This is a genomic window from Amycolatopsis sp. NPDC051106 (assembly GCF_040682775.1).
Taxonomy (GTDB): Bacteria; Actinomycetota; Actinomycetes; order Mycobacteriales; family Pseudonocardiaceae; genus Amycolatopsis.
In genome coordinates, this window is record NZ_JBFBBQ010000009.1 from 48,828 (window position 1) to 74,035 (window position 25,208).

A 25,208-nucleotide genomic window follows, 5' to 3' on the forward strand; every position below is an offset into this window, starting at 1 on the left:
CCTGTGCGGTCGTTGCCGGGTCAGCGGAGTCGGTGCAGCAGCGACAGCCAGTCCTCGGCGTCGGCGCGGTCGTGGTGGACGAGGAATACTGCCCAATTGGCACGGAACTCAACCACCTTCGTGCGACGGCGGGCGCGGGCGGTGAACCCGGCTGGGCGCAAGACCGCGAGGCGCTCGTGCGGCTACCTCGGGTTCGTCGGTTGAACGGCTGCAGAGCGGGTAGCCAGGATTCTCAGGCCGGCAAGACCGAGCGCGGAGAGAGGCACCCGGAGATGACCTCGGATATTCCGCATGCGGGTGAGCCGTCGAGTGACGCGCCGGCGGTCGAAGAGCTGACCGCGGGCCAGCTGGCGGCGGTCTTCGCGCGCATGTCCGGTCTGTTGCTGTCGTCCGAGAAGGTGGACACGGCGCTGAAACTGGTCACCGCACTGGCGGTCGAGATGGTGCCGGGAACGACCGGAGCGGGAATCAGCTTGCTCGACCGCCACGGTGAGCGGGTGACCGCGGCCGCCACGGACGAGGTGGTCGAGCGGGCCGACGCGGTGCAGTACCAGCTGGGTTACGGTCCGTGCCTGACCGCATGGGCGGATCGGGTGGTCGTGAGAGTCGACGATCTCGCGCAGGATGACCGGTGGCCGGCCTGGTCACGACCGGCGGCCGAGCTGGGGCTGCGCTCGGCGTTGAGTGCGCCGATGGTGGCCGGGCCCGAGCCGCTGGGCGCGCTGAAGGTCTATGCCGTTTCGCCGCATTCCTATGGAGAGCGGGAGGAACACGTCCTCACCATGTTCGCGTCCCAGGCGGCCATGCTCATCAGCAACGTGCGGACCGCGCAGGACGCCGAACGCGCCAGCGCCCAGGTCGCCGAAGCGCTGCGTGGCCGAGAGATCGTCAAATTGGCCAAGGGCATCGTCATGGCCCGTGACCGCGTCGACGAACGCGCAGCACTGCTGACGCTGGCTCAGCTGGCCGGGCACGAGCGCACCACCCTCCGCCACGCCGCCGAGCGGCTGGCCCAGTCCACGGTGCGACGGCTGCGATGACCAGCCGCGCCTGTTCGGCGACGCCGGCCGTGAGCAACGGTGAACGGCCGTGAAAAACGACCACCCGCCTGACCGGGCGGTTGAGCAGCAACGCAGTCTGGCTCTGGCGTTCAAGCGGGCCGAGCTGTCCGTCGAGGGCCTGTGGTTGCGCTACTTCGGGGTGGGCGGCGAGGCCGGCTTCATCGAGATCGACGCGTACTTGCACGGACTGACCGACTTGCCGCCACTGGAACGCGACACCCTCGCCCTCGCGGTGAACGAACGCCTGGACGAGCTGACCTGGACGCACCGGGCCGGTTTCAGCCGGCAGATCCGGGACAGCACCCCGAGAAGCGCGCCGTTCGCCGCCTTGGTGCGGCTGTTGGAGGGCACCGAGCTCGCTCCACCCGATCGGCTGCCCAAGGCCGTGGGCACCGCCGCCACCGCGCTCGGTGTGCGGATCGGCGTCTACCTCGTCGACTACGACCAGCGGCGCCTCCATCCCCTCCCGGATGCCACGCCGGAGCGACCGGTGCCGGAGCGTGCTGACCTCGACGTCGACACCACGCTCGCGGGACGTGCGTTCCGGCAGATCCAGATCCTCCCGTCGGAGTCACCCAGCGGGCCTCGCTTGTGGGTGCCCCTCGTGGACGGGGCGGAACGCCTCGGCGTCCTGGAGATCGAGGTCGACGAGGCGGACGAGTTGTACGACCCGGGCTTGCGGGTTCAGTGCCGGTGGTTGTCCATGCTGCTCGGGCACCTGGTCACCCTGATGTCGCAGTACGGGGACGACCTGGACCGGGTCCGGCTGCGGACCCGGCGGACGGTCAACGCGGAGCTGGTGTGGTCGCTGTTGCCGCCGTTGACCGCCGGCGTCGACGGTTTCGTCGTGACGGGTGTCGTCGAACCGCGGGACAGCGTCAGCGGCGACGCCTTCGACTACGCGCTGTCCGAAACCACCGCGAGCCTCTTGGTGCTGGACGCGGTCGGGCACGACCTGCGCAGCGGCCTGATCGCGGCCACCGCGTTGTCCGCCTACCGCAGCGCCCGCCGGGCCGGCCACGGGCTGTTCGAGCAAGCCCGGCTGATCGACGAAACCATCAGCGGCCAGTTCGGCGACGCCGCGTTCGCGACCGCCGTGCTCGTCGAACTCGACCTCACCACGGGACGGTTGCGCTACCTCAACGCCGGCCATCCCCATCCCCTCGTCATGCGCGGCGGGAAAATCGTGAAGCCCTTGGCCGCCGGCCGCTGCCTCCCGCTCGGCCTCGGCTTGGGCGACCTCGAAGTCGGCGAGGAGTACCTGGAAACGGAGGACTGGCTGGTCCTCTACACCGACGGCATCACCGAGGCCCGCGACAGCACCGGGGAATTCTTCGGCGAACCGCGGCTCCTGGACTTCCTGCGCCGCGAGGCCGCGGCGGGCAACCCACCGCCCGAGACCGCCCGCCGGCTCACCAAAGCCGTCCTCCACCACCAGAACGGCACGCTGCAGGACGACGCCACGGTCCTGCTCGCGCGCTGGACCCGCCCTTCCCGCGTCACCCCCTGAGCAGCCGCCGCTTGCCCGGAGCTCCCCGAGGGGTGCGCCGCAGATCACCCCGCCGGCCGCCGCGGCACCGCGTAGCGGGCCGCACGAAGGGTAGCCACTTCCCGAGGTCGGCCGGTCCTGCGGCGACGACGCACGAGGGAAGCAAATGCCGAAAACACCAGATCGGGCGTTGAGCCGGCTGACCGGTTGGGCAGCCGCGGCGGCGGCGATCCCCCGGCTTCCCGCTCTCCTCGCCCGCGACTACTGGACCAGTTCGGTTGTCGAGTCCGCCGCCGGGCACCGCATGACCGGCATCACCCACGGGCTGTTCGGCGCCCGGCTGCCCGCGTCCGGCCACGGCGCGGGCGACGAGATGACCGTCCGGTCCGACCGGCAGCCGGTCGGCGTGGACTCCCGGTCGCTCGCCACCGCCTTCCCCGGAGCGACCGGCAGCTTGGCCGTTTTCGTGCACGGGCTGGTCGAAACCGAACGCAGCTGGTTCCGCGGCTGCGGACCGGGGGCCGACTTCGGGTCTCGGCTCGCCGACGACCTGGGCGTCACTCCGGTCCACGTGCGGTACAACACCGGCCACCACGTCTCCGAGAACGGGCGCGACCTCGCCGCCCTGCTGTCCCGGCTGATCGAGGCGTGGCCGGTACCGGTCACCGACGTCGTCCTCATCGGACACTCCATGGGCGGCCTGGTCGCTCGAAGCGCGCTGTATCGGGCACAAGAACGAAACTCGCCCTGGCTCTCCCGGGTGACCCGGCTGGTCTGCCTCGGCACGCCGCACAGCGGCGCGCCCCTCGAACGACGCGTCGCCCAGTTCGTGGACCTGCTCGGCAAATCACCCGTGACCGCTCCCCTCACCTGGTTGCTCGCGCTGCGCAGCGACGGGATCCAAGACCTCGCGCACGGCTACCTGCACCATCGGCAGTGGGCCGGCGACCCCGGGGCCGAACGCCCACCGGAGCCCGTCCCTCCGGCGGGCGTCCGCCGCCTGTTCGTGTCCGCGACGCTGTCGCGCACGCGGGGAAGCACGTGGGGCCGACTGTTCGGCGACCTCCTCGTGACGCCGGTGAGCGCCGGTGAGCTGCCGGAAGAGGCCGACATCGCCTGGCTCGGCGGGATGAACCACTTCGGCCTGCTCCGAGACGATGCTGTCTACGCAACGCTCCTCGGCTGGCTCCGCGATACCACCCGCCCGGCCCAGGGCCATGATCGCGGCCGAGTAGCCGCCGGCTGAGCCGGCAAGCACTACGGCGACAGGGGAAACAGGGTGTCCAGGCCGGTCTGCCGGATTTTCGACCGCGCAATGGGGGACGGGTGCATCCGCAGCGGCACCCCGGCGACGGCGCAGCCTCGCGCCAATTTCACGAGTGCGGTCAGTGACTCCAGCGAGAGGTAGGTGACCGCGGTCAGGTCGATGATCACCTCGGTCGCCGTGCGGGCCAGGTCGGTGGTGGCGCGGGCCGCGGCGGCGAACCGGTCGGTGACGTCCTCGCCGAGCTCACCCCGCGCGCTCAGCGTCACCGGCCCTCCGGTGGATCCGGTGATCTCGACGGCAGCGATTTCGCCTCGCTCGAGGGGGGTGGTGGCGGGGATCGTGGTCATTGCGGTACTTCCGTTCTCGCAGTCGCGAAACAAGCACCGTGTCGTGGAGTTACAGCGCATCCCGGACCCCCGCCGTTACCGCGGGCGGCCCGGGTCACCCGGCCGTGGTGCCGGACCGGGGAAGTCATCTCGGCGTGGGGGCGGCCCCCTCGTGGGCCGCACGGGTGCCGTTCAGGGCCATCGCAGCTGATTTCGGCCCGCACCGTTTTGCCACGGCCCGTGGCCGGCCGTCCGACCCAGCGTCCGGCGAGCTTGCCCGCCCCCAGCGCGCCGGCGGGCCGGCTTTGCCCGGTCATCGTGACGTCGGGCATGCGACGTCCACCACCTTCCGTGGGGCGGGCTCGTCCACTCTGCTGAACACGGGCCCACCGTGAACGCTACTCCGCCGGCCGGGAGACCCCGCCTCCGACCGTGCCGGACCGTCACGGTCCGCGCCGGCTCACCGACGCGCCGTGAGCAGCGGCGCCAGGAGCGGCAACCAGGCGAGCCGGAGATGTTCGGCGTAGCGTCACCCATGTCCGGATAGCGTCCTGCCGGCAGTCCAGGATCAGCTGGGCCGTGAGGCGAAAGAGACACATGACCACCACCGAAGGCCCCGGGCCGGACGCGCAGCCGCGGGCGCAGGTACTGGACGAAGTCACCGGCGCGCTGGAAGCGCTGACCGCCGCCCTCACCGACGAAGAGGACCTGCGGGTCCTGCTGCAGCGGGTCTGCGAACAGGTGACCCGCGCGGTGCCGGGCGTGGACGCGGCCACGATCACCTTGCTGCGCGGCGGCGAGCCCTACACCCCCGCCGGAACCAGCACCGTCTGCGTCGAGCTGGACCGGGACCAGTACCGGCTGGGAGCCGGGCCGTGCCTGGACGCGGCGACATCGGGGAGGGTGACGCGGGTGGCGATCGACGCCGCCGCCGACCGGTGGCCCCGCTTCGCCGCCGGCGCCGCAGCCGCCGGGATGGGCAGCTTCCTGTCCGCACCGATCGTCATCGACGGCGAACACGCCGGTGCCGTCAACTGCTACAGCACCGACACCACCGGCTTCGCCGACCTCGACGAGCAACTACTGGAACTGTTCACCGCGGCGGCCGAAGCCGGGCTACGGGTCTTCGCCCGCTACAGCCACGCCCGCGACGTCGCCCAGCAACTACAGACCGCCCTCGAGACCCGGGGCGTCATCGAGCAGGCCAAAGGCGTCATCATGGCCGCGCGCCGCATCCCCGCCGACGAAGCCTTCCAGGTACTCGTCGCCCAATCCCAGAACGGCAACATCAAACTCCGCGACCTCGCCGCCCGCTTGATCGCCAACCTGCTCACCGACACCAGCGGGATACCGCCTGCCGGGTGAAGCAGCTGAGAGGCAGCAGAACCGGACGCCCCACTCGGCCGGCGCTCTCCCACCGATTTCACTGCCCAGCTGACCGTTGTTCCCCACCGGCCGCGGACGTGATGATTCCGTCCACTCTGGACACCGCGAGAACCGGACAAGGTCTTTGCCGAGCCGGAGTGAACCACGGCCGGCAGTAGCGCACCGAGATCCTCGCTGTCGGCAAGCACTCCGAGGACTCCGGCGGCCCGCAGTGCATCCCGGACCGGACCGCGGGCGTGCACAATTCGGCACGGAGCCGCATTCGGCACGATGCGCTTACGGTCCTCGGGAACCTGCTCGTCCGTCACCGGCGGTCTTGCGTCCGGTCGGGTGTGCTGTTGTGGTTGGGTGGGTCCCGAGTGATCGGAGGTCGCCGTGGACGGTGGGAAGCTGGGACCGGGTGATGTGCTGGCGGCCGCCGAGACCGCCCCGCCCGTGGAATCGGTCGAGGTCGTCGCGCGTGACCTGGCGAAGCGGCTGGGCGCCTTCGACGTGTCCTTCCTGCTGGTCGACCTCGTCGAGGAACACCTGGTCCGGCTGACCTCGACCGCGCGGGACCCGGACGGGCGCGACCCGGAGCCGGTCAAGCTGCGGGCCAGCGTCTACGAGCAGGTACTGCGCACCCAGCGGCCGTGGCGGGAGGAAAACGACGGCGGGGTGCGGGCGGTGCTGCCGGTGACCAACCGCGGCGACTGCGTCGGTGTCCTGGAGGCGACCGTGCCCTTCTGCGATGAGGAGGTGCTGGCCCAGCTGGGGCAGGCCGCCCACGCGCTGGCCTACGTCATCGTCACCGACCGCCGCTTCACCGACCGATACCACACCGGCCGGCGCACCACCCCGATGAGCCTGGCCGCGGAAATCCAGCACCAGCTCCTGCCCACGGCGTCCTGCTGCGAGGCGGCCCAGTTCACCGTCGCCGGTGCCCTGGTGCCCGCCGACGACATCGGCGGCGACACCTACGACTACACCCTGGACCGCGAGACCCTGCACCTGTCGATCACCGACGCCGCCGGTCACGACGTGGCCTCGGCGCTGACCGCGACCCTGCTGGTCGGCGCGCTGCGCGGCGCCCGCCGAGCCGGCCTCGGCCTGGCCGAGCAGGCACGGCAGGCCAACCAGGCACTCCTCGACCACGGTGGCGAGGTGTCCCTGGCGACCGGGCTGCTGCTGCGCGTGGACCTGCGAACGGGCGGGGTCGAGCTGGTCGACGCCGGACATCCCGCACCGCTGCTGCTGCGCGACGGTGTGGTGAAGCCGATCGAGGTGGAGCCGGACCTGCTCTTCGGCGTCCGGCCGTACCCCTTCCGGGTGCAGCGGCTGGACCTGCGCCCCGGCGACCGGCTGGTGCTGCTCACCGACGGCATGCTCGAACGCGACGCCGCCGGCGCCGACCTGCCCGCGCTGATCCGCGAGACCAGCGGGCTGCACACCAGAGAGCTGGTCCAGGCAGCGACCCGGGCGGTGACGCACGCCTGCCACGGTCACCTGCAGGACGACGCCACCGTGCTGTGCCTGGACTGGCACGGCACCGACCGCACCGAACGCAACGCCGACTACGGCGCCGACACCGACACCGCCTCACCGGCCGGCACCTCCGGTGACCCGGTGTGACCACCGGGCACCAAGGCCACCTGCCTCGAGTAGCGACGCGACGTCCACGACGTAGACCCGGTGACGTGGCGGAGATGCCGACCGGGCGGGAAAGCGGCCACCTCCGGCGGCCCGCGGCCCTGTGTGCCGGGGCTACCGGCAGCGGGCGGAGTTCGTCGTCCGGGCCTGCGAGTTCCTGGCCGAGGGGCTCGCCGCGGGCGAGCGCGTCCTCTACGCCGCCCCCGGCGCCCCGGAAGTCCTCGCCGGGCAGCTGCGGGCGACAGTGCCGCCGCCGTTGGCGCTCGAGCGCGCCGACCTGCGGTCCCGAGGGACCGGTCGCCATCGATGCCCGGGGGCTGCGGTTCATCGACCACCTCACCGCGGGCGAACCGACCATCGTGTCCCTGGAGCCGGACCGGGCCGAACTGGTGCGCGCGGCACTGCCCGCCTCCGCGGGAACGCAGTTCATCGAGAACCTCGTGCTCGCGGTGAGCGAGATCGTCACCAACGCGCTCGCCACGGCCGCCCACCGGTTCACCTGCGGATCTGGGCCGACACCGAGCACATGGTCGGCACCGTGCACGACGCCGGCCCCGGCCCCGGCCCCGACGACCCGTTCGCCGGCCTGCTCCCCGCCGACCGGCGCGTCGGCGGGCGCGGGCTGTGGATCACCCACCGGATCTGCACCCACGTCGCCCTCCACCGCGACGACACCGGCTTCACCGTCCGCCTCACCGCGGGACTCCCCCAGCCTCGGCGTTCGTAGCCGGACGAGTCAGACCGTCGTGAGACGCCTGATCATCCGGTAGCGGAATCCTCGGTGGTGTCGTCAACGGTCCAGGTCAGGATGACGGTGGTGCCGTTGTCCCGGTGGATGGTCGTGGTGTGGTCGGCCAAGACGCCGATCAGCGAAAGGCCGCGCCCGCGAAGGGTGTCGGTGGCATCCCTGACCTTCCAGGTGCCGTAGTCGGTGACGGTGACCGTCACCTGGCCACGGTGACGTTCGCCGTGCACCTCGACGGCGCCGGGCCGCGGATCGTCGCGGTAGGCGTGTTCGACGGAGTTGGACAGGGCCTCGTAACTGGCCAGGACCAGGTCCTCGCTGCGCTCGACGGTCATGCCGAGTCCCGCCGCCCACTGGGTCAAGCCGCTGCGCAGCCCGGCGAGCTCGTCGACGGTGGCGTCGGCGCGTCGGTGGAATTCGGCCGCCGGCGGGTCGAGGTGGCGGTGGACGTGGATGAGAGCGATGTCGTCGTCGTGGCGGCCGAGGGTGAGCTCGGAGATCAGCTCGTCCCACGCCGCCTCCCGGTCGGGCGCTTCGCGTACCCGGGTGATTCCCTCCAGCAGCCATTCGATACCGACGGTGAGGTCCCGGGTGCGGCTTTCGACCAGGCCGTCGGTGTAGAGCACCAAGTCGACCCCGGGCGGGAACGCCGTCATCCGCTGCGGGAATTCGCTGCCGACGCCCAGTGGCTGGGCCAGCGCTTCGCCGATCTGCTGAACCTCACCGTGCGGCGCGATGAGCACAGCGGGGAGGTGGCCGGCGTTGGCGTAGGTGAGATTGCGCCGGCCGGGATCGTGCACGGCATAGAAGCACGTGACGAAGCTGGCATCGAACAGCCCCGCGGCCAGCTGGGAAACGTTGCGCAGGACCTCGGACGGAGCCAGCTCCAGCAGGGCGTAAGACCGGATGGCGGTACGGATCTGCCCCATGATGGTCGCGGCGGTGACCCCGTGCCCGACGACGTCGCCGATGACGAACGCGGTGGACCCCGACGACAGCGGGATGACGTCGAACCAGTCGCCACCGACCTTGCTCCCGGTCGTCGCCGGCAGGTACCGCGTCACCACATCCGCCCCGCTGACGTCGGGAACGACCGGCAGCATGCTGCGGGACAGCTCGGTGGCGAAGATCCGTTCCCGTTCGTACAGCCGCGCGTTGTCCAGGGCGATGGCCGCGTACCGGGCAAGACTTTCGGCGAGGAACTCGTGACGTGCGGTGAACCGGTCCGCCTGCGGATGGCCGAAGAAGAAGCCGCCCAGCACCTCCTCGGTCGTCGGGCTGATCACCGGGACGGCGAGGTAGCTGCGCACCGGCAGGTGGTCTTCCGGCATCCCGTGGTACGGCGCGTTCCGGCCGAACCGGGGATCCTGGGTGATGTCGGGACTACGGACCGTGCCGACGCCGTCGAACGTGGGGCCGAACACCGCAGTGTTGCGGGGCATCGGGAACCGGGAAAACGCCTCCCGCGGCACCCCGGAGATCGTGTACAGCGTGTAGGACTCACCCAGTTCGTCGACCAGGTTGTAGAAGAACGCGCCGAACTCGGCACCGGTCGCCTTCGTGGCCGCGTCGGTCGCTTTCTGCACCAGCCGGTCGACGTCGAGCTGAGCGGTCAGCTCCCGTCCCACCGAATGCAGCAGGTCCAGGACGGACGCTTCGGCGTGCAGTTCCCGGACCAGCCCGGCGACCGGGCCGGTCACCAGGCCGGCCCCCTCCACGAGAGCCCGGTGGCGCTCACTGACCGGGTCGGTGGCGAACATCAGCACACCTTCTCCACGGCTGAGGACGCCCACGGCCGCGGACACCGGCACGCCGGGCAGCAGCTCGTCCAGCAGCACGCCGCCGGGAACGACCAGTGCCAGGCCCTCGTCCGGGTCACCGCCGGCCAACCGGCGCCGCTCGGCGTCAGCCAACCGGAGCGTCTTCACTTCGACCAGCTCGCCCTCGCTGCCGACGAAAGTGCCGCGCAACGCGTCGATCAGGTCATCGAACCCGCTCTGGCCGGTCACGCGGGAGCCAGCGCGGCCGAGAGCGTGGGAGCGATCACCAGTTCGTCGGTCAGCCGCGTGAGCTGGAGCGGGCGCACGGTGACACGTCCGGTGGCCACGACCCGCACGGCGATCGACGGCGTGCTGCGATGGGCTCGTACCAGTTCCGCCATCCCCGCGGATGCCAGGAAGCTGACCTCGGACAAGTCGATGACCAACACCGAGGGGGCCAGCCGCTGCGCGCGATCGACGAACTGACGGAGCTTCGGCGCCAAAGACAGGTCCAGCGCTCCGGTTACCCGCAGGACCAGCGCCTCGTCCCGCTTTTCGAGTGTCACCCCGTCCGCCGCGCCGCCGTCATCCCCCGACGGCTCCTGGATCTTCGAATCAGGCGTCTCGAACATGCCGCAATTCTGCCTCGACCTCGTCGCAGGTGCTTATCAGATGTCGCGGTGCCTGCCCGGCCGGCCGGGCCCTCCGCGGCATCGGCGCAGCCAGAAATCCGCGGCGAACACCCTGGCCCGCGCTCGAATCGCCAGCACTGCCGGCGTGTTCCGAACGAACGCGCGTGGCCAGGAGCCGCGTTCGATCGCCCTCAACCGCCGGGCATCAGACCGTGACCCGGGGTTCGGCCGGTCCGTCGCCGCTCCTCCCGCAGTTTCGCGCGACCCGGCTACCCGGCGCGCGCGAAACAACCCGGGAAAACGGGTGTATCGCCAAGCGGCTCGGGTAAGCGCGGGCGACGCCGACGTACCGGAGGACCGCATGACCGACACCGCTGCCCGGCCGACCCCGATCCCCCACCGCCCGGCGTGGCGCGCCCCGCGCGGCTCGACGATCCTGAAAACGCTGCGCACCACCGACCACAAGACGATCGGCGTGCTGTACCTGACGACGTCGTTCGGGTTCTTCCTCATCGGCGGCCTGACCGCACTGCTCATGCGCGGCGAACTGGCACGGCCCGGCCTGCAATTCCTCTCCCCCGAGCAGTACAACCAGCTGTTCACCATGCACGGCACCATCATGCTGCTGCTCTACGCCACCCCCAACCTCTTCGGCTTCGCCAACTTCGTCCTGCCCCTGCAGATCGGCTCACCGGACGTCGCGTTCCCCCGGCTCAACGCCTTCTCCTACTGGCTCTACCTCTTCGGCGGCCTCATCGTCCTCTCCGGCTACCTCACCCCGGGCGGCCCACCCGACTTCGGCTGGACCGCCTACACCCCGCTGTCCAACGCCATCCACTCCCCCGGCGTCGGCGGCGACCTCTGGATCGCCGGCCTGATCATCACCGGCCTCGGCACCATCCTCGGCGCGGTCAACATGATCACCACCGTGGTCTGCCTGCGCTGCCCCGGGATGCTCATGTGGCGGATGCCGATCTTCACCTGGAACATCCTGTTCACCTCGGTGCTGATCCTGCTCGCCTTCCCGATCCTCACCGCCGCCCTGTTCGGGCTGATGGCCGACCGGCACCTCGGCGCCCACGTCTTCGACCCCGAAAACGGCGGCGCGATCCTCTGGCAGCACCTGTTCTGGTTCTTCGGCCACCCCGAGGTCTACGTCGTCGCCCTGCCCTACTTCGGGATCGTCACCGAAATCATCCCCGTGTTCAGCCGGAAACCCCTGTTCGGCTACAAGACGATGGTGTTCGCGACCCTCGCGATCACCGCGCTGTCCGTCGCGGTGTGGGCGCACCACATGTTCGCCACCGGCGCCGTACTGCTGCCGTTCTTCTCCTTCATGACCTTCCTCATCGCCGTACCGACCGGCATCAAGTTCTTCAACTGGATCGGCACCATGTGGAAAGGCTCGGTCACATTCGAGTCACCGATGCTGTGGTCGGTCGGGTTCCTGGTCACGTTCCTGCTCGGCGGCCTCACCGGCATCATCCTGGCGTCGCCGCCGCTGGACTTCCACGTCCACGACACCTACTTCGTCGTCGCCCACTTCCACTACGTGCTGTTCGGCACGATCGTGTTCGCCACCTTCGCCGGGATCTACTTCTGGTTCCCCAAGATCACCGGCCGGATGCTCGACGAGGGTCTGGCGAAGTGGCACTTCTGGACGACGTTCCTCGGCTTCCACACCACGTTCCTCGTCCAGCACTGGCTCGGCGACGCGGGCATGCCGCGCCGCTACGCCGACTACCTCTCCAGCGACGGCTTCACCGGCATGCACACGGTGTCCACGATCGGCGCGTTCCTGCTCGGCCTGTCGGTGCTGCCGTTCATCTGGAACGTCGTGAAGACCTACCGCTACGGCGAGCCGGTCGACGCCGACGACCCGTGGGGCTTCGGCAACTCCCTCGAATGGGCCACCACCAGCCCGCCGCCGCGGCACAACTTCCTCGAGCTGCCGCGGATCCGCTCCGAACGGCCCGCGTTCGAACTGCACTACCCGCACATGATCGAGCGGATGCGCGCCGAAGCGCACATCACGAAGGGGCACCCGAAGGACGCCGCATCCCCGTTCGAGGTCGCCGCGGGCGCCACCCAGCCCGACGAGCAGGGCGAGACCGAAGACCCCCGCGGCCGGTGAAAGGAGAGTCGTGCCAGACCTGCCGTTGCCGCACTACGACCAGCGGCGCGGGCGGCCCTGAGTGGCCGGACGCCGTGAACCCGCCGTGGCCGCGTCGGACCAATGGCTCGACGACGAAGGCGTGCGCGAACCCCGCGGGTCCGTGCACGCCTGGCGGATCGGGACCAACCAGACGCTCTGCGGCATCCCCCTGCGCAAAGCCGGGCTGCGGCGCTTCCCCCACGTGCTGTGGCTGGACGCCCACCGGCGAGCCGTGCCTCCGAAGTCCGCGGGCCCGGGCGGGGCAGGGCACGGTTACGGGACAAGGACCGGGGTATTCCGCCCGCTCGGCCCGGATGACCCGCCGTCGCGACGACCGGCTCGTCCCGGGCTCCCGCCGAACCGATCTGCCGGAGGAGGCGCCGTGCGTGCCATGGTGTATCGCGGACCGTACAAGATCCGTGTCGAAGAGAAGGACGTTCCGCCGATCGAACACCCCGGTGACGCGATCGTGCGGGTCACGACGGCCGCGATCTGCGGCTCCGACCTGCACCTCTACCACGGGATGATGCCGGACACCCGGGTCGGCATGACCTTCGGCCACGAGTTCATCGGCGTGGTCGAAGAAGTGGGCTCCGGCGTGCGGAACCTCCGGCGCGGCGACCGGGTCATGGTGCCGTTCAACGTCTACTGCGGGACGTGCTGGTTCTGCGCGCGCGGCCTGTTTTCGAACTGCCACAACGTCAACCCCAACGCCACCGCCGTCGGAGGCATCTACGGCTACTCCCACACCACCGGCGGCTACGACGGAGGCCAGGCGGAGTTCGTCCGCGTCCCGTTCGCCGACGTCGGCCCTTCGGTGATCCCGGACTGGCTGGACGACGAGGACGCCGTCCTGCTCACCGACGCCCTCGCCACCGGGTACTTCGGCGCGCAGCTCGGCGACATCGTGGAAGGCGACGTCGTCGTGGTCTTCGGCGCCGGCCCGGTCGGGCTCTTCGCGGCGAAGTCGGCCTGGCTGATGGGCGCGGGCCGGGTCATCGTCATCGACCACCTCGAATACCGGCTGGAGAAGGCCCGCACCTTCGCCCACGCCGAGACCTACAACTTCGCCGAATACGACGACATCGTGGTGCACCTGAAGAAGATCACCGACCACCTCGGCGCCGACGTCGCGATCGACGCGGTCGGCGCCGAGGCCGACGGCAACTTCACCCAGCACGTCACCTCGGCCAAGCTCAAGCTGCAGGGCGGGTCGCCGGTCGCGCTCAACTGGGCCATCGACGGCGTCCGCAAGGGCGGCACCATCTCGGTGATGGGTGCCTACGGCCCGATGTTCAGCGCCGTCAAGTTCGGCGACGCGCTCAACAAGGGGCTGACGCTGCGGATGAACCAGTGCCCCGTCAAGCGGCAGTGGCCGCGGCTGTTCGAGCACATCCGCAACGGCTACCTCAAGCCCAGCGACATCGTCACCCACCGCATCCCCCTCGAGCACATCGCCGAGGGCTACCACATGTTCTCCGCCAAGCTGGACGGCTGCATCAAGCCGCTCATCGTCGTCTGAGAAGGGCAACGACCATGACCTATACCTCGGAGCGGCCGCCGATCGCCGAGTCGAGCGACGAGCTGCGTGCCCGGATCCCCGGCTGGGGCGCCGACCTGGACCCGAAGGACCGGCCGTCGGTGCCCAAGCTGCAATGGCAGGAGGACCGCTCGGGTGCTCACTGGGAGTTCCCCGAACGGCAGCCGGAGAAGTGGCCGCGGGAACGGTCGATCGAGCACAAGTTCCTCACCCCGGTCTTCGGGACCTCGTGCCCGCCGAGGGGCATTTCCGGCGCGCTGCGCAAGCTGTCCTACCGGAAGTACAGCGAAGGACGAGCCGCGCACTGGCTCCTGCTGCTGGCCGCCGACCGGGTGGACGCGTGGGAAAGCCACCTGCGCTCGTTCGGCACGCTGCGCCCGGACAACCCGATCACCGAGACCGGCGTGCTGAGCGAGTTCCGCCGGCACGGGATCTCCTCGCGGCTCGGGAAGAACCGCGCGGACGTCAAGCACCAGCTGCTCGACCCGATCATCGTGGCGGGCCCGTGGGTGCTGGCCGGCGGTCTGGCCTTCTCGGCCGTCCGGAAGCTGGTGCGCCGGACGGCGAACAGGGCGAAGGCCGGGAAGGGATCCGGCCCGCGGTGACGACGTCTCCGGCGCGGGCCGTGCCCCTCGGCCGCGCCGGAAGGTCCCGGTCGAGTTCGAGCCGCTCCTGTCGTTCCGAACAACGCGTCCTCTTCGGAGGGTCAGCGTCGAGGACGACTCCGCGGCCGGGTCCGGGCGCTCCTCGGCGAGCCGCTCCCCCAGCGGTGCTCGGGGAGTGACCGCGATTCCGGGTGTCTGACCCTCCGGCGCTGTCGGACTCGACTTCGCCAGAAGGACGTCGTATGCCGAACCGGGTGTTGGTCAGCCCGGACACCAGCCCCATTCCGGGTGAGGGATGCGGCCGGGACACCCTTTACGTCGCCAGGGTGGTCTCCGGCGAGGGCACCCTCCTCGGCCGGGTCATGGTCTGCACGTCCTGTTGGCAGGACCGTCCGGCGCACCGGTCCAGGCGCGGCGCGTAGCGGCCTCGAACCGGCCGTTCCGGATCCTCGTCGGCGCCTCCCAGCACGGCAACATGAACTGCACCAGGTCACCGCCGGGATCTGTGAGCGACGCACGTCACGCCCGTCGCGGTCGGTGGACGGGAACACCGTGCTGCGGCGGGCGTTGGAAGGGGTGTCGGTACGGCGGAGTCCCCGGGCCTCACCCCTTCCGCCCTCCCGGAACACCGGTTCACCCCGGAGCCGGGTCGCGCATCCGCCGAGAGGCGACCCCCGTACCGACCCTTCAGCCACCGCTTCCGCTCGCAGGTCTCCCCCACCCTTTGCCGAGCGGAAGCGGTTCTCCGTCGCCGGAACCCGGTCAGGTCAGCGGCTGCCCGCCCGTGACACCGAGAACCTCGCCGGTGACATAGCTGGACTCCTGGGAAGCGAAGAACACGAACGCCGGAGCCAGCTCGGCCGGTTGCCCGGCCCGGCCCATCGGAGTCTGCTCGCCGAACGAGTCCACCTTCTCCTTCGGCATGGTGGCCGGGATCAGCGGCGTCCACACCGGACCCGGTGCCACCGAGTTCACCCGGATCCCCTTGTCCGCCAGGTCCTGGGCCAGCCCCTTGGTGAAGGTCACGATTCCCCCCTTGGTCGTGGCGTAGTCCAGCAGCTCCGGCGACGGCTGGGACGCCTGGATCGACGACGTGTTGATGATCGCCGACCCCCGGGGCATGTGCGGCACGGCCGCCTTGCACAACCAGAACATCGCATACAGGTTGGTCTTCAGCACCCGGTCGAACTGTTCGGTGGAGATCGCGAGCAGGCCTTCTTCCTGTGCCATCTGGTAAGCGGCGTTGTTCACCAGCACGTCGATGCCCCCCAGTTCGGCAACCGCCGTGTCGATGACGTGCGTGCAGTGCTGCTCGTCGCGAATGTCGCCGGGCACCAGCACCACCCGCCGGCCCGCCTCGCGCACCAGCTCCGCCGTGCGCTCGGCGTCGTCCTGCTCCTCCTCCAGGTAGGACAACACCAGATCCGCGCCCTCACGGGCAAACGCAATCGCGACCGCCCGGCCGATCCCGGAGTCCCCACCGGTGATCACCGCCCGGCGACCCTCCAGCCGGCCGCTACCGCGGTAGGACTCCTCACCGTGGTCCGGTGCCGGGTCCATGGCCTCGCCCGAGCCGGGGTGCGGCTGCTCATGGCCCTGCTGCTCCTCCGGGCTCGGGTGCCGCTCCGCGGTCTCCTGGCTGTGCTGGTCTTCGGTCATACCCGCCTCCTCAAGGTCTTCCTGGTGGCCTGTACCCGATTCGGCGACGTCCACGCCGCCGCCGAGATTTCCGGTGGCCGCCGGTGGCGACGCATCGATCACGTGACGCCCGCGGTTACCGTCGCCTCCCCGAGAACGGCGTCACCGGGACGGCGGCGGACCGGGACCACCCGGCCGGCATGAGGACGGCGACCAGCGCGGCCGGACGCGCTCGGCAAGGCCCTTTGACGGGCTACCCAGGATCGCGTGGCCAGGCGGGGAGCGAAAGCCGGCACCGGGGCTCAGGTGAAGCCGGCGAGCCCGCACGCCTGGGCGAACACTTCGTCGAGCATCGGCTCGGTGAGCAGGCCGGTGTGCACGTTGCGCGGACTCGGGTGATAGCTGCCCAGCAGCACCAGCCCGCTGCCCAGCCGGTGTTCCCCGCCGTGGGCGAACGCCGGCTTCGGCCGAACCCCCGCCCAGTGCAGCGCGGCCCGCCAGGCGAACCCACCGAGGCAGACGAGCACGCGCAGATCGTCGAGGGCAGCCACTTCGGCCGAGAGGTACGGCAGGCAGTTGTCGCGCTCGGCCGGCGTCGGCCGGTTGGCCGGTGGGGCGCAGCGGACGGCCGAGGCCAGCCACGTCCGGTGCAGCCGCAGCCCATCACCGGCGTGGTCGGACACCGGCCGGTCGGCGAGCCCCGCCCGGTGCAGGGCCCGCATCAGAAGACTCGCCGTGGGGTTCCCGGTGAAGGCTCGTCCGGTGCGGTTTCCCCCGTGCGCGGCCGTCGCCAGCCCGAGCACGAAGATCCGAGCGGCCGGGTCGCCGAAACCCGGGACGGGCCGGGCCCAGTACGCCTGCCCGGAATAGCGGTCGGGCGCCTGGGCCGCGACATCCGTTCGCCAGGCCACCAGGCGAGGGCAGCGGACACAGGAAACGATCCGGGCGCCGACCCGGTCGAGCTCGGTCAAGGACACAGCCCCAGTCCAGCACGACTTGCCCACCACCGCCGACTTCGGTTGACGAGACCGAAGACCTGGGGCGCACAGAGCCTGCCTTACCCCTCCACAATGCCGTCCGCACCAGACAATGCGCGGCGGCCTGGCCACGCTTGCCGCGCAGAAGCTCTGCGTGAGCACGATCGCCGGAGTCATGTCTTGTGCTCAGCCGCACCGGGCGGGCACCAGGCCGTCCTTGATCTCGCCGAGCCGGGAAACGTCTGGAATATGGCGAGTCCGGCGCACGACATCCGAGACGGATCGGCGATTCTCTCACTGATTTCACTGGGGCACAGCTGGGGCAAACCCCCTCTCAGGACTGCGGCGAACGGCGCTGGCAGTGAGGGAGTCAGGGGTTCGAGTCCCCTTAGCTCCACAGTGACGAAACACCGCCCACCGGATCTGAAGATCCAGGTAGGGCGGTCTTTCGTTGTGGCGGACCTTGAGTTTCGTCATGGGGAAGTTCAGCCACCGGTCGGTAGCGGGGGCAAAACTGGGGCACGACGCCGACGGCGCTCTGCCCGCAGTAAGCCCGACGCCCGCGTGAGTCGACCTCGATGCGGTTCGCCCACCGCCCGTCTCCTTCGGTGCGGTTGAGCGGTTGACCGCGACCATGTGCCGTCGCTGACATGCCGACGGCTGGGTCGAGGGTGCGGCGGCGTACCTGGCGACGGCAAGGCCGACGTGGTCACGTTCAGCCGCGGGAGCACCGCCGATGCCTACGTCACACTCTCCGACGGCACCAAGTTCGACGGCAACGGCTCGATGTGGCAGGACTACTTCGCTGCCAACAACGAAGTACCCGTGGTCGGAGACTTCAACGGCGACGGCAAAGACGACATCCTCACCTACACCCGCGGCACCGCCGGAGACGTCTACGTAGCTCTGTCCACCGGTACGAGTTTCGCGGCCAGCTCACCCTGGCACGGGAACTTCGCTTACAACAGCGAAGTTCCCGTCCCTTGGGCGATCGCGATCCTCTGGCACCATGCGGGTCCGGCCGGGCCCGCAGTCCGGTTGATAAGCTCCGCACCGAGCGACGAGTGATCATCGTGCGGTGACTCTCTCTGACCAGGGGTCGGACACCAGCAGTACCCACTCCTCGCGTTCGCCATGTCCGATCTGAAGCTCCGACGCAGGTGTGGGTGCCCGGACGGCTCAACCAGGCATCACCCATCGGCAAAAGGAGCGGTCCGCAGATGAGCACGGTCGTCGCCGACGAATCACCCGCCCTGCCCGATGAGCTCGGCGGGGTGCGTCGGGCTGCGCTGGGGACCTGGCTGTTGCTGGGACTCACCGTAGCTGTGTTCGCGGTCCTGGCCTGGAACCGGCGCTGGATGAGCGACGACGGCATGATCGTCCTGCGCACAGTCCGCCAGATCCTCGCCGGCAACGGACCCGTCTTCAACGCCGGCGAACGCGTCGAGTCCAACACCAGCACCCTGTGGACCTACCTGTTGGTTGCGTTCGGTTGGATCCCCGGCCTGCGCCTCGAGTGGCTCGCCGTGATCCTGGGACTACTCTGCTCCATCGGCGGCCTGCTCCTCGCACTCGACGGCACCCGGCGACTGGTCAGCGCCACGCGTCCCGCGCTCGTCGTCCCGGCCGGGGCGCTCGTGCTGATCGTGCTGCCGCCCTCCCTCGACTTCGCCACCTCAGGCCTGGAAACCGGCCTGATCACCCTGTGGCTCGGCTCGACCTGGTGGCTGCTCGTCCGCCACGCCCGCCGGACACCCGCCTGCCCGGTCGCGGTCACTGCCCTCGTCGTCGGACTCGGTGTGCTGGTCCGGCCGGACCTGGCGCTGTTCAGCGCCGTCGCCGGCGTCGGGCTTCTGGTGCTGGAATGGCGAGGCTGGCGCCGCGCCCTGCTGTGGATCGCCGCGGCCGCGGCCCTGCCGATCGCCTACCAGGTCTTCCGGATGGGCTATTACGGCCTGCTCACCCCCAACACAGCCCTGGTCAAGGAAGCCTCCGGCGCATTGTGGGGCCGCGGGTGGAACTACCTGACCGACTTCACCGGGCCCTACTACCTGTGGATCCCCCTCGTCCTGTGTGCCCTGCTCGGCGGCCTGCGCCTGTGGCGAACCCGGGTAGACCGGCCGGTCGCGGTCGTCGTGGCAGTGCCCCTGCTCGGCGGACTGGCCCTGGCCACCTACGTGGTCCGCGTCGGCGGCGACTTCATGCACGGCCGCATGCTGCTACCGGCGCTGTTCAGCCTCTTGCTGCCTGTGCTGGCCGTGCGGCTGACCCGGGCGACCGCCGTACCCGTCGTCGCGCTCGCGGTGTGGGCAGTGGTCGCCGGCGGGTGGCTGCGCACCGCCACCGACCTGAACGGGCTTGCGAACGACACCATCGACGTCGCCGACGAACGGGCCGCGTACGTCGCCGCCAGCCACCACGAACATCCGATCCTGGCCGAGGACTTCGACGAGTTCACCGCGATGGCCGGCCCCCTCAACGCCATGCTCGCCACCGGGCAGGAACCGGCCGTGCTCGTCCAGAACAAGCAAGGCGTCTGGCACCGTTACCCCACGACCAACGGACGCACCGTTGTCCAGTTCTTCAACATCGGCGGCCCCGGCATGCTCCTGCCCCTGGATATCTGGGTCCACGACCCGATCGGCCTGGCCAACCCGACCGCCGCGCATTCCACTCCGTACCCGGAACGCCGGATCGGCCACAACAAATACGCCGGCAGCGTCTGGGACATCGCCGAGCTGAGCAACGAAACCTCGACCGAACTGACCCGGTACGGCGACGTCGTGGACACCAGCATCGACGCGATCCGCGGCATCTTCGCCTGCTCACCTGATCGGGAAATGCTCGAGTCCGTCCGGGCGCCACTGACGCCCGAGCGCTTCTGGCAGAACCTCATCCACGCCGTCGGGCGCAGCAGCCTGCGTTACGACCACGACCCCCGCCAGGCACATCACTGCAGCTGAGACCCGGGGCGAAGGACCGATGGATCGCGCGAGCTTCAGCGGACCTCGGCGCGGATGGCGGTGTCGAGGTCGGTGGCCGTCAGCTGGAAGGTACGGGCCGTCTCCGTCGCGTCCATATGGAACGGCGCATACCACTGGTAGTCCATTTCGGACACTTCGCGGGCCATCGGCACGATCAGTCCGGCCGTGCGCATCACGAAACGCGGCAGCCGGATCAGCTTGATCGGTGGCCGGTCCGCCGCGACGGCGTAGCGCTGCGCCAGGTCGCGGATGGTGACGGCCGGGGGCGACGGCACGTGCCAGGCACGGCCCCATGCCCGCTCCTCCGAGGCCAGCCTCACGAGGGCCCGTGCCATGTCGACGTTGACGGTGAAGGTGTGCGGCACGTCCGGGTCGCCGGTGATCCAGGCCGGCTTCCCCTTCCGCAGGGCCTGCTCGAGGAGCAGGGAGTAGAGGCCGTTGGCGTCCTTGCCGATGTAGTCGGAGCCGCGGACCTCGACGGTGCGGATGCCCGCGGCGAGCGCCTGCTCCCACATGCGCCTGCGCAGGCGCCCCTTGTGCCCGGCAGCGGCCATCGGGGTGTGCTCGTTCATCCGGCCATCGGGCTGCGGGCCGTAGGCGTACAGACTGCCGGTCAGCGCGAGGACGGCGCCGTTCGCTTTGGCCGTGGCGACGGCCGCCGCCTGCAGGGGTGGCAACAGGCGCTCCCACGACGTGTACGACGGCGGGTTGGCGCAGTGGTAGATCACCTCCGCGCCGCGGGACAGCTCAGTCAGGCGGGACGGGTCGGACGCGTCGGCGGCGACCCGGTCGATCAGCCGGTGCTCGGGACCGGAACCGCTGCGAGTGATGATGCGGACGGTCTCCCCCTGCTCGACGAGCAGACGGGCGACGTTGGATCCGATCGACCCGGCGCCGATGACGACGTGCTTGGCCATGACGAGCTCCTCGCTTGCTAACGCTGTTAGATTTTCTAACGACGTTAACTCTGACGCTCTTCGCCGGCGCGGTCAAGGGCGGTGGCTAGTGTTCGAGGACACCCTTGAAGCGAAGTGACGGACCATGTCGACCAGCACGAGACGGGCCCGCGAACGGGCGAAGACCCGCGAGCGGATCATCGAGGCCGCACTGCACGTCCTCGAGACCGAGGGCATCACGGCCTTGACGATCCGGCGCATCGCCACCGACGTCGAATACTCCGCGCCCGTCGTCTACCAGCACTTCGCCAACAAGGACGCGCTCCTGCTCGAGCTGGTCGCGCACGGCCACCGCCTGATGCTGACCGAGTTCCGCGAGGCCGCCGAGGAGCCCGACGCGGATCGGCGCATGACGCGCATCGCGTCGGAGTACGTACGGTTCGCCGGCGAGCACCCCCACCTCTACCGGGTCATGAACGACCCGGTGGTCGACGGGGACGAACGCCGGCGCGTCGTGGAGCCGGCCATCGACGTCCTCAAGGAATTGCTCACCAGCTGGTCGACGGCCCACGACGTGGTGCTGGCCGATCCGGACCAGGCCTGCGAGATCCTCTGGGGCACACTGCACGGCATCGCGTCGCTCGGCCACCTCGGCCGAATCGGCAACGACCGCGCCCGCCGCCTCGCCGAACAGGCGCTCCACGCGATTCTCCTCGGCTGGCGAACCGAAGCGCCGGCAAACGATCGGGCGGCGAGCGGCTAGCAGGGCAGGTCGAACCAGGTTGTCTACAATGGACAACTAGCGTGATGGGTGGTCCGGTCGGGGTCCAGCCGGACGAGGGTGGCGCGTGCCGGGCCGCGGCCGCGGGTGCGCTCGCCCCAGCACCAGCGAGGCTGAGCACCAAGGGCCAAAACGATCTTCTGCACGGCCTCGCCTTCCGAGTCGACGGCCCTATCGCGTCGTGGCTCAAGCGGCCCCGCGACGGCCACTTGCGGGCGACCCAGCTGGTACGAACGGCTGTCTTCTCCGCGCCGTGGCCGATCGGTGGGTTAGCCGATTGCCGAGGGGTAGCCGGGCCGGGATCGCACGCACCCAGGCACGTTCGGATACGGAGGTTGCCCACGACCGCATCGCCAAGCCGAACGGCGAGACAAGCCAGGCACGACGAGGTCCAGCGGCAGGGCCGTCGGCTCGGGTGGCTGAGTCTCGGTCTGGGCGCGGCGCAGCTGGCGGCGCCGGACACGGTGCGCCGGATCAGCGGTGTGGACGATTCCGCGAGGTCCCGGGCGGTGGTGCCGGCCGTCGGGGCGCGGGAGCTGGTCCACGCGGCCGGGCTCCTGACGAGCCGGCGGAAGGGCGTCTGGGCGTGGACCAGGGTCGCGGGCGACGCGATGGACCTGACCGCGCTGGGGCTGGCCATCGCCCACCGTGGCGGGCGCCGCCGGCGGCGGCTCGTCGGGGTCACCGGCGCCGTCGCCGGGATCACGGTGCTGGACCTGCTGACCGCGGTGCGGGCCAGTCGCGCGAAGAACATCGGCTCCGCGCCGGCGGCGCGCGACGCACGCAAAGGAGGATCCATGGAGTTGACCGCGACGACAACCATCCGCAAACCCGCGTCGGACGTCTACACGTTCTGGCGCGACCTGGAGAACCTTCCGTCGTTCATGGCGCACCTCGAGCAGGTGCGCACCACCGGTGACCGGACGAGCCACTGGTCCGCCAGTGCCCCGTTCGGCAAGAACGTCGAGTGGGACGCGGAAATCCTCGACGAGACGCCCGGCGAGAGGATCGCGTGGCGGTCGACCGGAAAGCCGACGTGCCGAACGCCGGCACGGTGTGGTTCGCGCCCGCCCCCGACGGCGTGAGCACCGAAGTGAACGTCGTCCTGGTGTACGAGATCCCGGGCGGCGCGGTCGGCAAGGCCGTCGCCAAGTACTTCGGCGAAGAACCGCACCAGCAGCTCGACGACGGCCTGCGCCGGCTCAAGCAGGTCCTGGAAACCGGCGAGGTCGTCCGGTCCGACGGCGCCCCCTGGGGCAAGCAGGCGCGCAAGGAATTCCCCCAACGTCCGGCGCAGCCGCTGTCGGACGCCGAGCTCGAGAAGGGAGCGGACGCATGAGGGCGACCACCTGGGCGGGCCGCAACAAGGTCGAGGTCCGGGACGTGCCGGACCCGAAGATCCTCAACAGCCGCGACGCGATCGTCCGGATCACCTCCACCGCGATCTGCGGCTCGGACCTGCACCTGGTCGACGGGTACGTACCGACCATGCGGGACGGCGACGTCCTGGGCCACGAGTTCATGGGCGAAGTGGTCGAGGTCGGCCCGGCGTCGATCCGGGCCGGCTGCGCGTCGGCGACCGGGTCGTCGTGCCGTTCCCGATCGCGTGCGGCGCGTGTGGTGCTTGCGCCGCGGAGCTGTACTCCTGCTGTGAGAACACCAATCCCAACGCCGGGATCGCGGAGAAGATGTTCGGTCACCCCGTCTGCGGGATCTTCGGCTATTCGCACCTGACCGGTGGTTTCGCGGGCGGTCAGGCGCAGTACGCGCGGGTGCCGTTCGCCGACGTCGGCCCGCTGAAGATCGAGTCGGACCTGACCGACGAACAGGTGCTGTTCCTCTCCGACATCCTGCCCACCGGTTACATGGGTGCCGAGATGTGCGACATCCAGCCCAGCGACGTGGTGGCGGTCTGGGGCGCCGGCCCGGTCGGCCAGCTGGCCATGGACAGCGCCCGGGTGCTGGGCGCCGCGAAGGTCATCGCCATCGACAAGGAGCCGTACCGGCTGGACATGGCGGAACGGGCGGGGTACACGCCCGTCAACTTCGACGAGGTCGACGTGCGGTCCCGGCTGCTGGAACTGACCGGTGGCCGCGGACCCGACAAGTGCATCGACGCGGTCGGCCTGGAGGCCACCCACGGCAGCGCGCACATCGCCGCGTACGACCGGGTCAAGCAGGCCGTGCGATCGGAGACCGAACGTCCGCACGCGTTGCGCCAAGCGATCCTGTCGTGCCGCAGCGGCGGCGTGGTGTCGGTGATCGGCGTGTACGGCGGGCTGCTGGACAAATTCCCCGCCGGCGCGTGGATGAACCGGTCGCTGACCCTGCGGACCGGGCAGTGCCACGTGCAGCGCTACATGAAGCCGCTGCTGCGGCGCATCGAACGCGGGGAGCTCGATCCGACCCGGATCATCACCCACACGCTGGCGCTGGACGAGGCGGAACGCGGCTTCGAGATCTTCAAGAACAGCACGGGGTCGCGATGATCTCGCTGCCCGCGCTCGGTGCCGTCCTGGTGCGGCACCGGGCCCGGGCGTTGCTCGTCCGCGTGGTGCGGCAGCTGGTGTCGCGGCCGCTCGGGATCGACGGGGACCACCGCGGGCGGGGGATGGTGGCGCGGCTGCGTGAGGCGCTGGCCCCGACGCAGCGCGTGTCCGCCGACCGCGAGTCGGCCGCGACGCACCTCGCTCTGGTCGGGCTGCGCGGCCGGCTGCGGCTGCTGGCCGGGATGGTGCGGGACAACCGCCCGTGGCGGCTCGTCCCGCACCTCGCGGGAGCCACCGCGGCCGCGGCCGGGACCGCCGCCTACGGCATCATCACCAGCTCGTTCTGGAAGCTCGCGGACGCGCTGTCCCCGCTGCGGCTGGCGGCGATCACGGTGGTCACCATCCTGGTCATGACGGTGTGGTTGACGGCGTACAACCACCTGTGGGAGCGGCCTTCCGGAGCCGACGAACGACGCAAAGCCATGCTGTACAACGTGTCCACGGCGACCACACTGGCGATCGGGGTGGCGTGCATGTACGCGATCCTGTTCGTGCTCGCGCTGCTCGCGGCGGCCGTGCTGATCGACAGCGGCTATTTCGCGCAGAGCCTGGGGCACCCGGTCGGGGTGGGTTCGTACTTGAACCTGGTGTGGCTGTGCAGTTCCGTCGGGATCGTCGCCGGTGCGCTCGGGTCGAGCCTGGAGGATGAGGAGACCGTCCGGAACGCGACGTACGGCCGGCGGGAACGGGAACGTCAGGAACGAAACCGGCGCCGGCAGGAAGACCGGAACTCCGCGGACAGCGCCCGCTCCACCCGAAACTCGCGCGAGGACGAGTAAGCGACAGCG

General features: G+C 70.3%; 22 protein-coding genes and 1 pseudogene. 17 read left to right on the forward strand and 6 right to left on the reverse strand.

The window, feature by feature from the left end; genetic code table 11:
* Nucleotides 1-32 precede the first annotated feature (32 nt).
* The 3 genes from AB0M83_RS10025 (at nucleotide 33) to AB0M83_RS10035 (ending at nucleotide 3,796) form a co-directional block, all read left to right on the forward strand.
* A complete protein-coding gene (locus tag AB0M83_RS10025) occupies nucleotides 33-1,040 on the forward strand; it encodes a GAF domain-containing protein (protein WP_364515169.1) in 1,008 nt (335 codons plus the stop codon).
* A 49-nt stretch (nucleotides 1,041-1,089) separates the two neighbouring features.
* A complete protein-coding gene (locus tag AB0M83_RS10030; protein WP_364515171.1) occupies nucleotides 1,090-2,571 on the forward strand; it encodes a PP2C family protein-serine/threonine phosphatase in 1,482 nt (493 codons plus the stop codon).
* Nucleotides 2,572-2,716: 145 nt separating this feature from the next.
* Nucleotides 2,717-3,796, forward strand: coding sequence for an alpha/beta fold hydrolase (locus AB0M83_RS10035; RefSeq protein WP_364515174.1), 1,080 nt, complete (start codon nucleotides 2,717-2,719; stop codon nucleotides 3,794-3,796).
* Between the two features lie 11 nt (nucleotides 3,797-3,807).
* Here AB0M83_RS10035 and AB0M83_RS10040 read toward each other — a convergent pair whose 3' ends face one another.
* A complete protein-coding gene (locus tag AB0M83_RS10040; protein WP_364515176.1) occupies nucleotides 3,808-4,164 on the reverse strand; it encodes an STAS domain-containing protein in 357 nt (118 codons plus the stop codon).
* 576 nt (nucleotides 4,165-4,740) lie between these two features.
* Here AB0M83_RS10040 and AB0M83_RS10045 point away from each other — a divergent pair.
* From AB0M83_RS10045 to AB0M83_RS10055, 3 genes are all read left to right on the forward strand, one after another.
* Nucleotides 4,741-5,508, forward strand: coding sequence for a GAF and ANTAR domain-containing protein (locus AB0M83_RS10045; protein ID WP_364515179.1), 768 nt, complete (start codon nucleotides 4,741-4,743; stop codon nucleotides 5,506-5,508).
* A gap of 396 nt (nucleotides 5,509-5,904) precedes the next feature.
* Entirely contained in the window at nucleotides 5,905-7,140 is a 1,236-nt protein-coding gene (locus AB0M83_RS10050; protein ID WP_364515182.1) for a PP2C family protein-serine/threonine phosphatase, read from the forward strand.
* 544 nt (nucleotides 7,141-7,684) lie between these two features.
* Nucleotides 7,685-7,885: an ATP-binding protein gene (locus AB0M83_RS10055; protein WP_364515185.1), complete on the forward strand. Its 201-nt coding sequence runs from the start codon at nucleotides 7,685-7,687 to the stop codon at nucleotides 7,883-7,885.
* Nucleotides 7,886-7,917: 32 nt separating this feature from the next.
* Here AB0M83_RS10055 and AB0M83_RS10060 read toward each other — a convergent pair whose 3' ends face one another.
* Nucleotides 7,918-9,912 carry a SpoIIE family protein phosphatase gene (locus AB0M83_RS10060; protein ID WP_364515188.1) on the reverse strand — a complete coding sequence of 665 codons (1,995 nt, stop codon included), beginning with the start codon at nucleotides 9,910-9,912 and terminating at the stop codon, nucleotides 7,918-7,920.
* Nucleotides 9,909-10,295: an STAS domain-containing protein gene (locus tag AB0M83_RS10065; RefSeq protein ID WP_364515190.1), complete on the reverse strand. Its 387-nt coding sequence runs from the start codon at nucleotides 10,293-10,295 to the stop codon at nucleotides 9,909-9,911. Before AB0M83_RS10065 ends, AB0M83_RS10060 begins: the two co-directional genes overlap by 4 nt.
* A gap of 361 nt (nucleotides 10,296-10,656) precedes the next feature.
* Here AB0M83_RS10065 and ctaD point away from each other — a divergent pair, with 361 nt between their 5' ends.
* From ctaD to AB0M83_RS10080, 3 genes are all read left to right on the forward strand, one after another.
* Nucleotides 10,657-12,429 carry a cytochrome c oxidase subunit I gene (gene ctaD / locus AB0M83_RS10070; RefSeq protein WP_364515193.1) on the forward strand — a complete coding sequence of 591 codons (1,773 nt, stop codon included), beginning with the start codon at nucleotides 10,657-10,659 and terminating at the stop codon, nucleotides 12,427-12,429.
* A gap of 412 nt (nucleotides 12,430-12,841) precedes the next feature.
* Nucleotides 12,842-13,972 carry a zinc-dependent alcohol dehydrogenase gene (locus tag AB0M83_RS10075; RefSeq protein ID WP_364515418.1) on the forward strand — a complete coding sequence of 377 codons (1,131 nt, stop codon included), beginning with the start codon at nucleotides 12,842-12,844 and terminating at the stop codon, nucleotides 13,970-13,972.
* Between the two features lie 14 nt (nucleotides 13,973-13,986).
* A complete protein-coding gene (locus tag AB0M83_RS10080; RefSeq protein WP_364515195.1) occupies nucleotides 13,987-14,595 on the forward strand; it encodes a hypothetical protein in 609 nt (202 codons plus the stop codon).
* Between the two features lie 762 nt (nucleotides 14,596-15,357).
* On the opposite strand, the gene AB0M83_RS10085 is transcribed toward AB0M83_RS10080, so the two are convergent.
* Both AB0M83_RS10085 and AB0M83_RS10090 read right to left on the reverse strand, forming a co-directional pair.
* On the reverse strand, nucleotides 15,358-16,254 hold the full coding sequence (locus AB0M83_RS10085) for an SDR family oxidoreductase (protein WP_364515198.1): 897 nt from the start codon (nucleotides 16,252-16,254) through the stop codon (nucleotides 15,358-15,360).
* A 281-nt stretch (nucleotides 16,255-16,535) separates the two neighbouring features.
* A complete protein-coding gene (locus AB0M83_RS10090; RefSeq protein ID WP_364515201.1) occupies nucleotides 16,536-17,210 on the reverse strand; it encodes a uracil-DNA glycosylase in 675 nt (224 codons plus the stop codon).
* Between the two features lie 705 nt (nucleotides 17,211-17,915).
* Between AB0M83_RS10090 and AB0M83_RS10095 the strand changes: the two genes are divergently transcribed.
* Both AB0M83_RS10095 and AB0M83_RS10100 read left to right on the forward strand, forming a co-directional pair.
* Nucleotides 17,916-18,278 carry an FG-GAP repeat protein gene (locus AB0M83_RS10095; RefSeq protein WP_364515204.1) on the forward strand — a complete coding sequence of 121 codons (363 nt, stop codon included), beginning with the start codon at nucleotides 17,916-17,918 and terminating at the stop codon, nucleotides 18,276-18,278.
* A gap of 152 nt (nucleotides 18,279-18,430) precedes the next feature.
* Nucleotides 18,431-20,173 (forward strand): arabinofuranosyltransferase, encoded by a 1,743-nt coding sequence (locus AB0M83_RS10100; RefSeq protein ID WP_364515207.1) that lies wholly within the window; start codon nucleotides 18,431-18,433, stop codon nucleotides 20,171-20,173.
* A gap of 35 nt (nucleotides 20,174-20,208) precedes the next feature.
* Here AB0M83_RS10100 and AB0M83_RS10105 read toward each other — a convergent pair whose 3' ends face one another.
* Complete coding sequence (locus tag AB0M83_RS10105; protein WP_364515210.1) at nucleotides 20,209-21,111, reverse strand: NAD-dependent epimerase/dehydratase family protein; 903 nt, start codon at nucleotides 21,109-21,111, stop codon at nucleotides 20,209-20,211.
* A 124-nt stretch (nucleotides 21,112-21,235) separates the two neighbouring features.
* On the opposite strand from AB0M83_RS10105, the gene AB0M83_RS10110 reads away from it, so the two are divergent.
* From AB0M83_RS10110 to AB0M83_RS10135, 6 genes and pseudogenes are all read left to right on the forward strand, one after another.
* Nucleotides 21,236-21,853: a TetR/AcrR family transcriptional regulator gene (locus AB0M83_RS10110; protein WP_364515213.1), complete on the forward strand. Its 618-nt coding sequence runs from the start codon at nucleotides 21,236-21,238 to the stop codon at nucleotides 21,851-21,853.
* Nucleotides 21,854-22,206: 353 nt separating this feature from the next.
* Entirely contained in the window at nucleotides 22,207-22,956 is a 750-nt protein-coding gene (locus tag AB0M83_RS10115; protein WP_364515216.1) for an SRPBCC family protein, read from the forward strand.
* Nucleotides 22,953-23,210 carry a hypothetical protein gene (locus AB0M83_RS10120; protein ID WP_364515218.1) on the forward strand — a complete coding sequence of 86 codons (258 nt, stop codon included), beginning with the start codon at nucleotides 22,953-22,955 and terminating at the stop codon, nucleotides 23,208-23,210. The genes AB0M83_RS10115 and AB0M83_RS10120 overlap by 4 nt, the downstream gene beginning before the upstream one ends.
* Nucleotides 23,207-23,362: pseudogene (locus tag AB0M83_RS10125) on the forward strand (alcohol dehydrogenase catalytic domain-containing protein); the annotation flags it as partial. The gene AB0M83_RS10120 and the pseudogene AB0M83_RS10125, both read left to right, overlap by 4 nt.
* A gap of 98 nt (nucleotides 23,363-23,460) precedes the next feature.
* Nucleotides 23,461-24,360 (forward strand): zinc-binding dehydrogenase, encoded by a 900-nt coding sequence (locus tag AB0M83_RS10130; protein WP_364515221.1) that lies wholly within the window; start codon nucleotides 23,461-23,463, stop codon nucleotides 24,358-24,360.
* Nucleotides 24,357-25,199, forward strand: coding sequence for a hypothetical protein (locus tag AB0M83_RS10135; protein WP_364515224.1), 843 nt, complete (start codon nucleotides 24,357-24,359; stop codon nucleotides 25,197-25,199). Before AB0M83_RS10130 ends, AB0M83_RS10135 begins: the two co-directional genes overlap by 4 nt.
* Nucleotides 25,200-25,208 lie beyond the last annotated feature (9 nt).

Coding starts and splice junctions, on each gene's coding strand:
- AB0M83_RS10100 (WP_364515207.1), top strand. CDS start 18,431: ATGAGCACGGTCGTCGCCGACGAATCACCCGCCCTGCCCGATGAGCTC.
- AB0M83_RS10045 (WP_364515179.1), top strand. CDS start 4,741: ATGACCACCACCGAAGGCCCCGGGCCGGACGCGCAGCCGCGGGCGCAG.
- AB0M83_RS10135 (WP_364515224.1), top strand. CDS start 24,357: ATGATCTCGCTGCCCGCGCTCGGTGCCGTCCTGGTGCGGCACCGGGCC.
- AB0M83_RS10080 (WP_364515195.1), top strand. CDS start 13,987: ATGACCTATACCTCGGAGCGGCCGCCGATCGCCGAGTCGAGCGACGAG.
- AB0M83_RS10035 (WP_364515174.1), top strand. CDS start 2,717: ATGCCGAAAACACCAGATCGGGCGTTGAGCCGGCTGACCGGTTGGGCA.
- ctaD (WP_364515193.1), top strand. CDS start 10,657: ATGACCGACACCGCTGCCCGGCCGACCCCGATCCCCCACCGCCCGGCG.
- AB0M83_RS10085 (WP_364515198.1), bottom strand. CDS start 16,254: ATGACCGAAGACCAGCACAGCCAGGAGACCGCGGAGCGGCACCCGAGC.
- AB0M83_RS10065 (WP_364515190.1), bottom strand. CDS start 10,295: ATGTTCGAGACGCCTGATTCGAAGATCCAGGAGCCGTCGGGGGATGAC.
- AB0M83_RS10110 (WP_364515213.1), top strand. CDS start 21,236: ATGTCGACCAGCACGAGACGGGCCCGCGAACGGGCGAAGACCCGCGAG.
- AB0M83_RS10055 (WP_364515185.1), top strand. CDS start 7,685: ATGGTCGGCACCGTGCACGACGCCGGCCCCGGCCCCGGCCCCGACGAC.
- AB0M83_RS10075 (WP_364515418.1), top strand. CDS start 12,842: ATGGTGTATCGCGGACCGTACAAGATCCGTGTCGAAGAGAAGGACGTT.
- AB0M83_RS10105 (WP_364515210.1), bottom strand. CDS start 21,111: ATGGCCAAGCACGTCGTCATCGGCGCCGGGTCGATCGGATCCAACGTC.
- AB0M83_RS10040 (WP_364515176.1), bottom strand. CDS start 4,164: ATGACCACGATCCCCGCCACCACCCCCCTCGAGCGAGGCGAAATCGCT.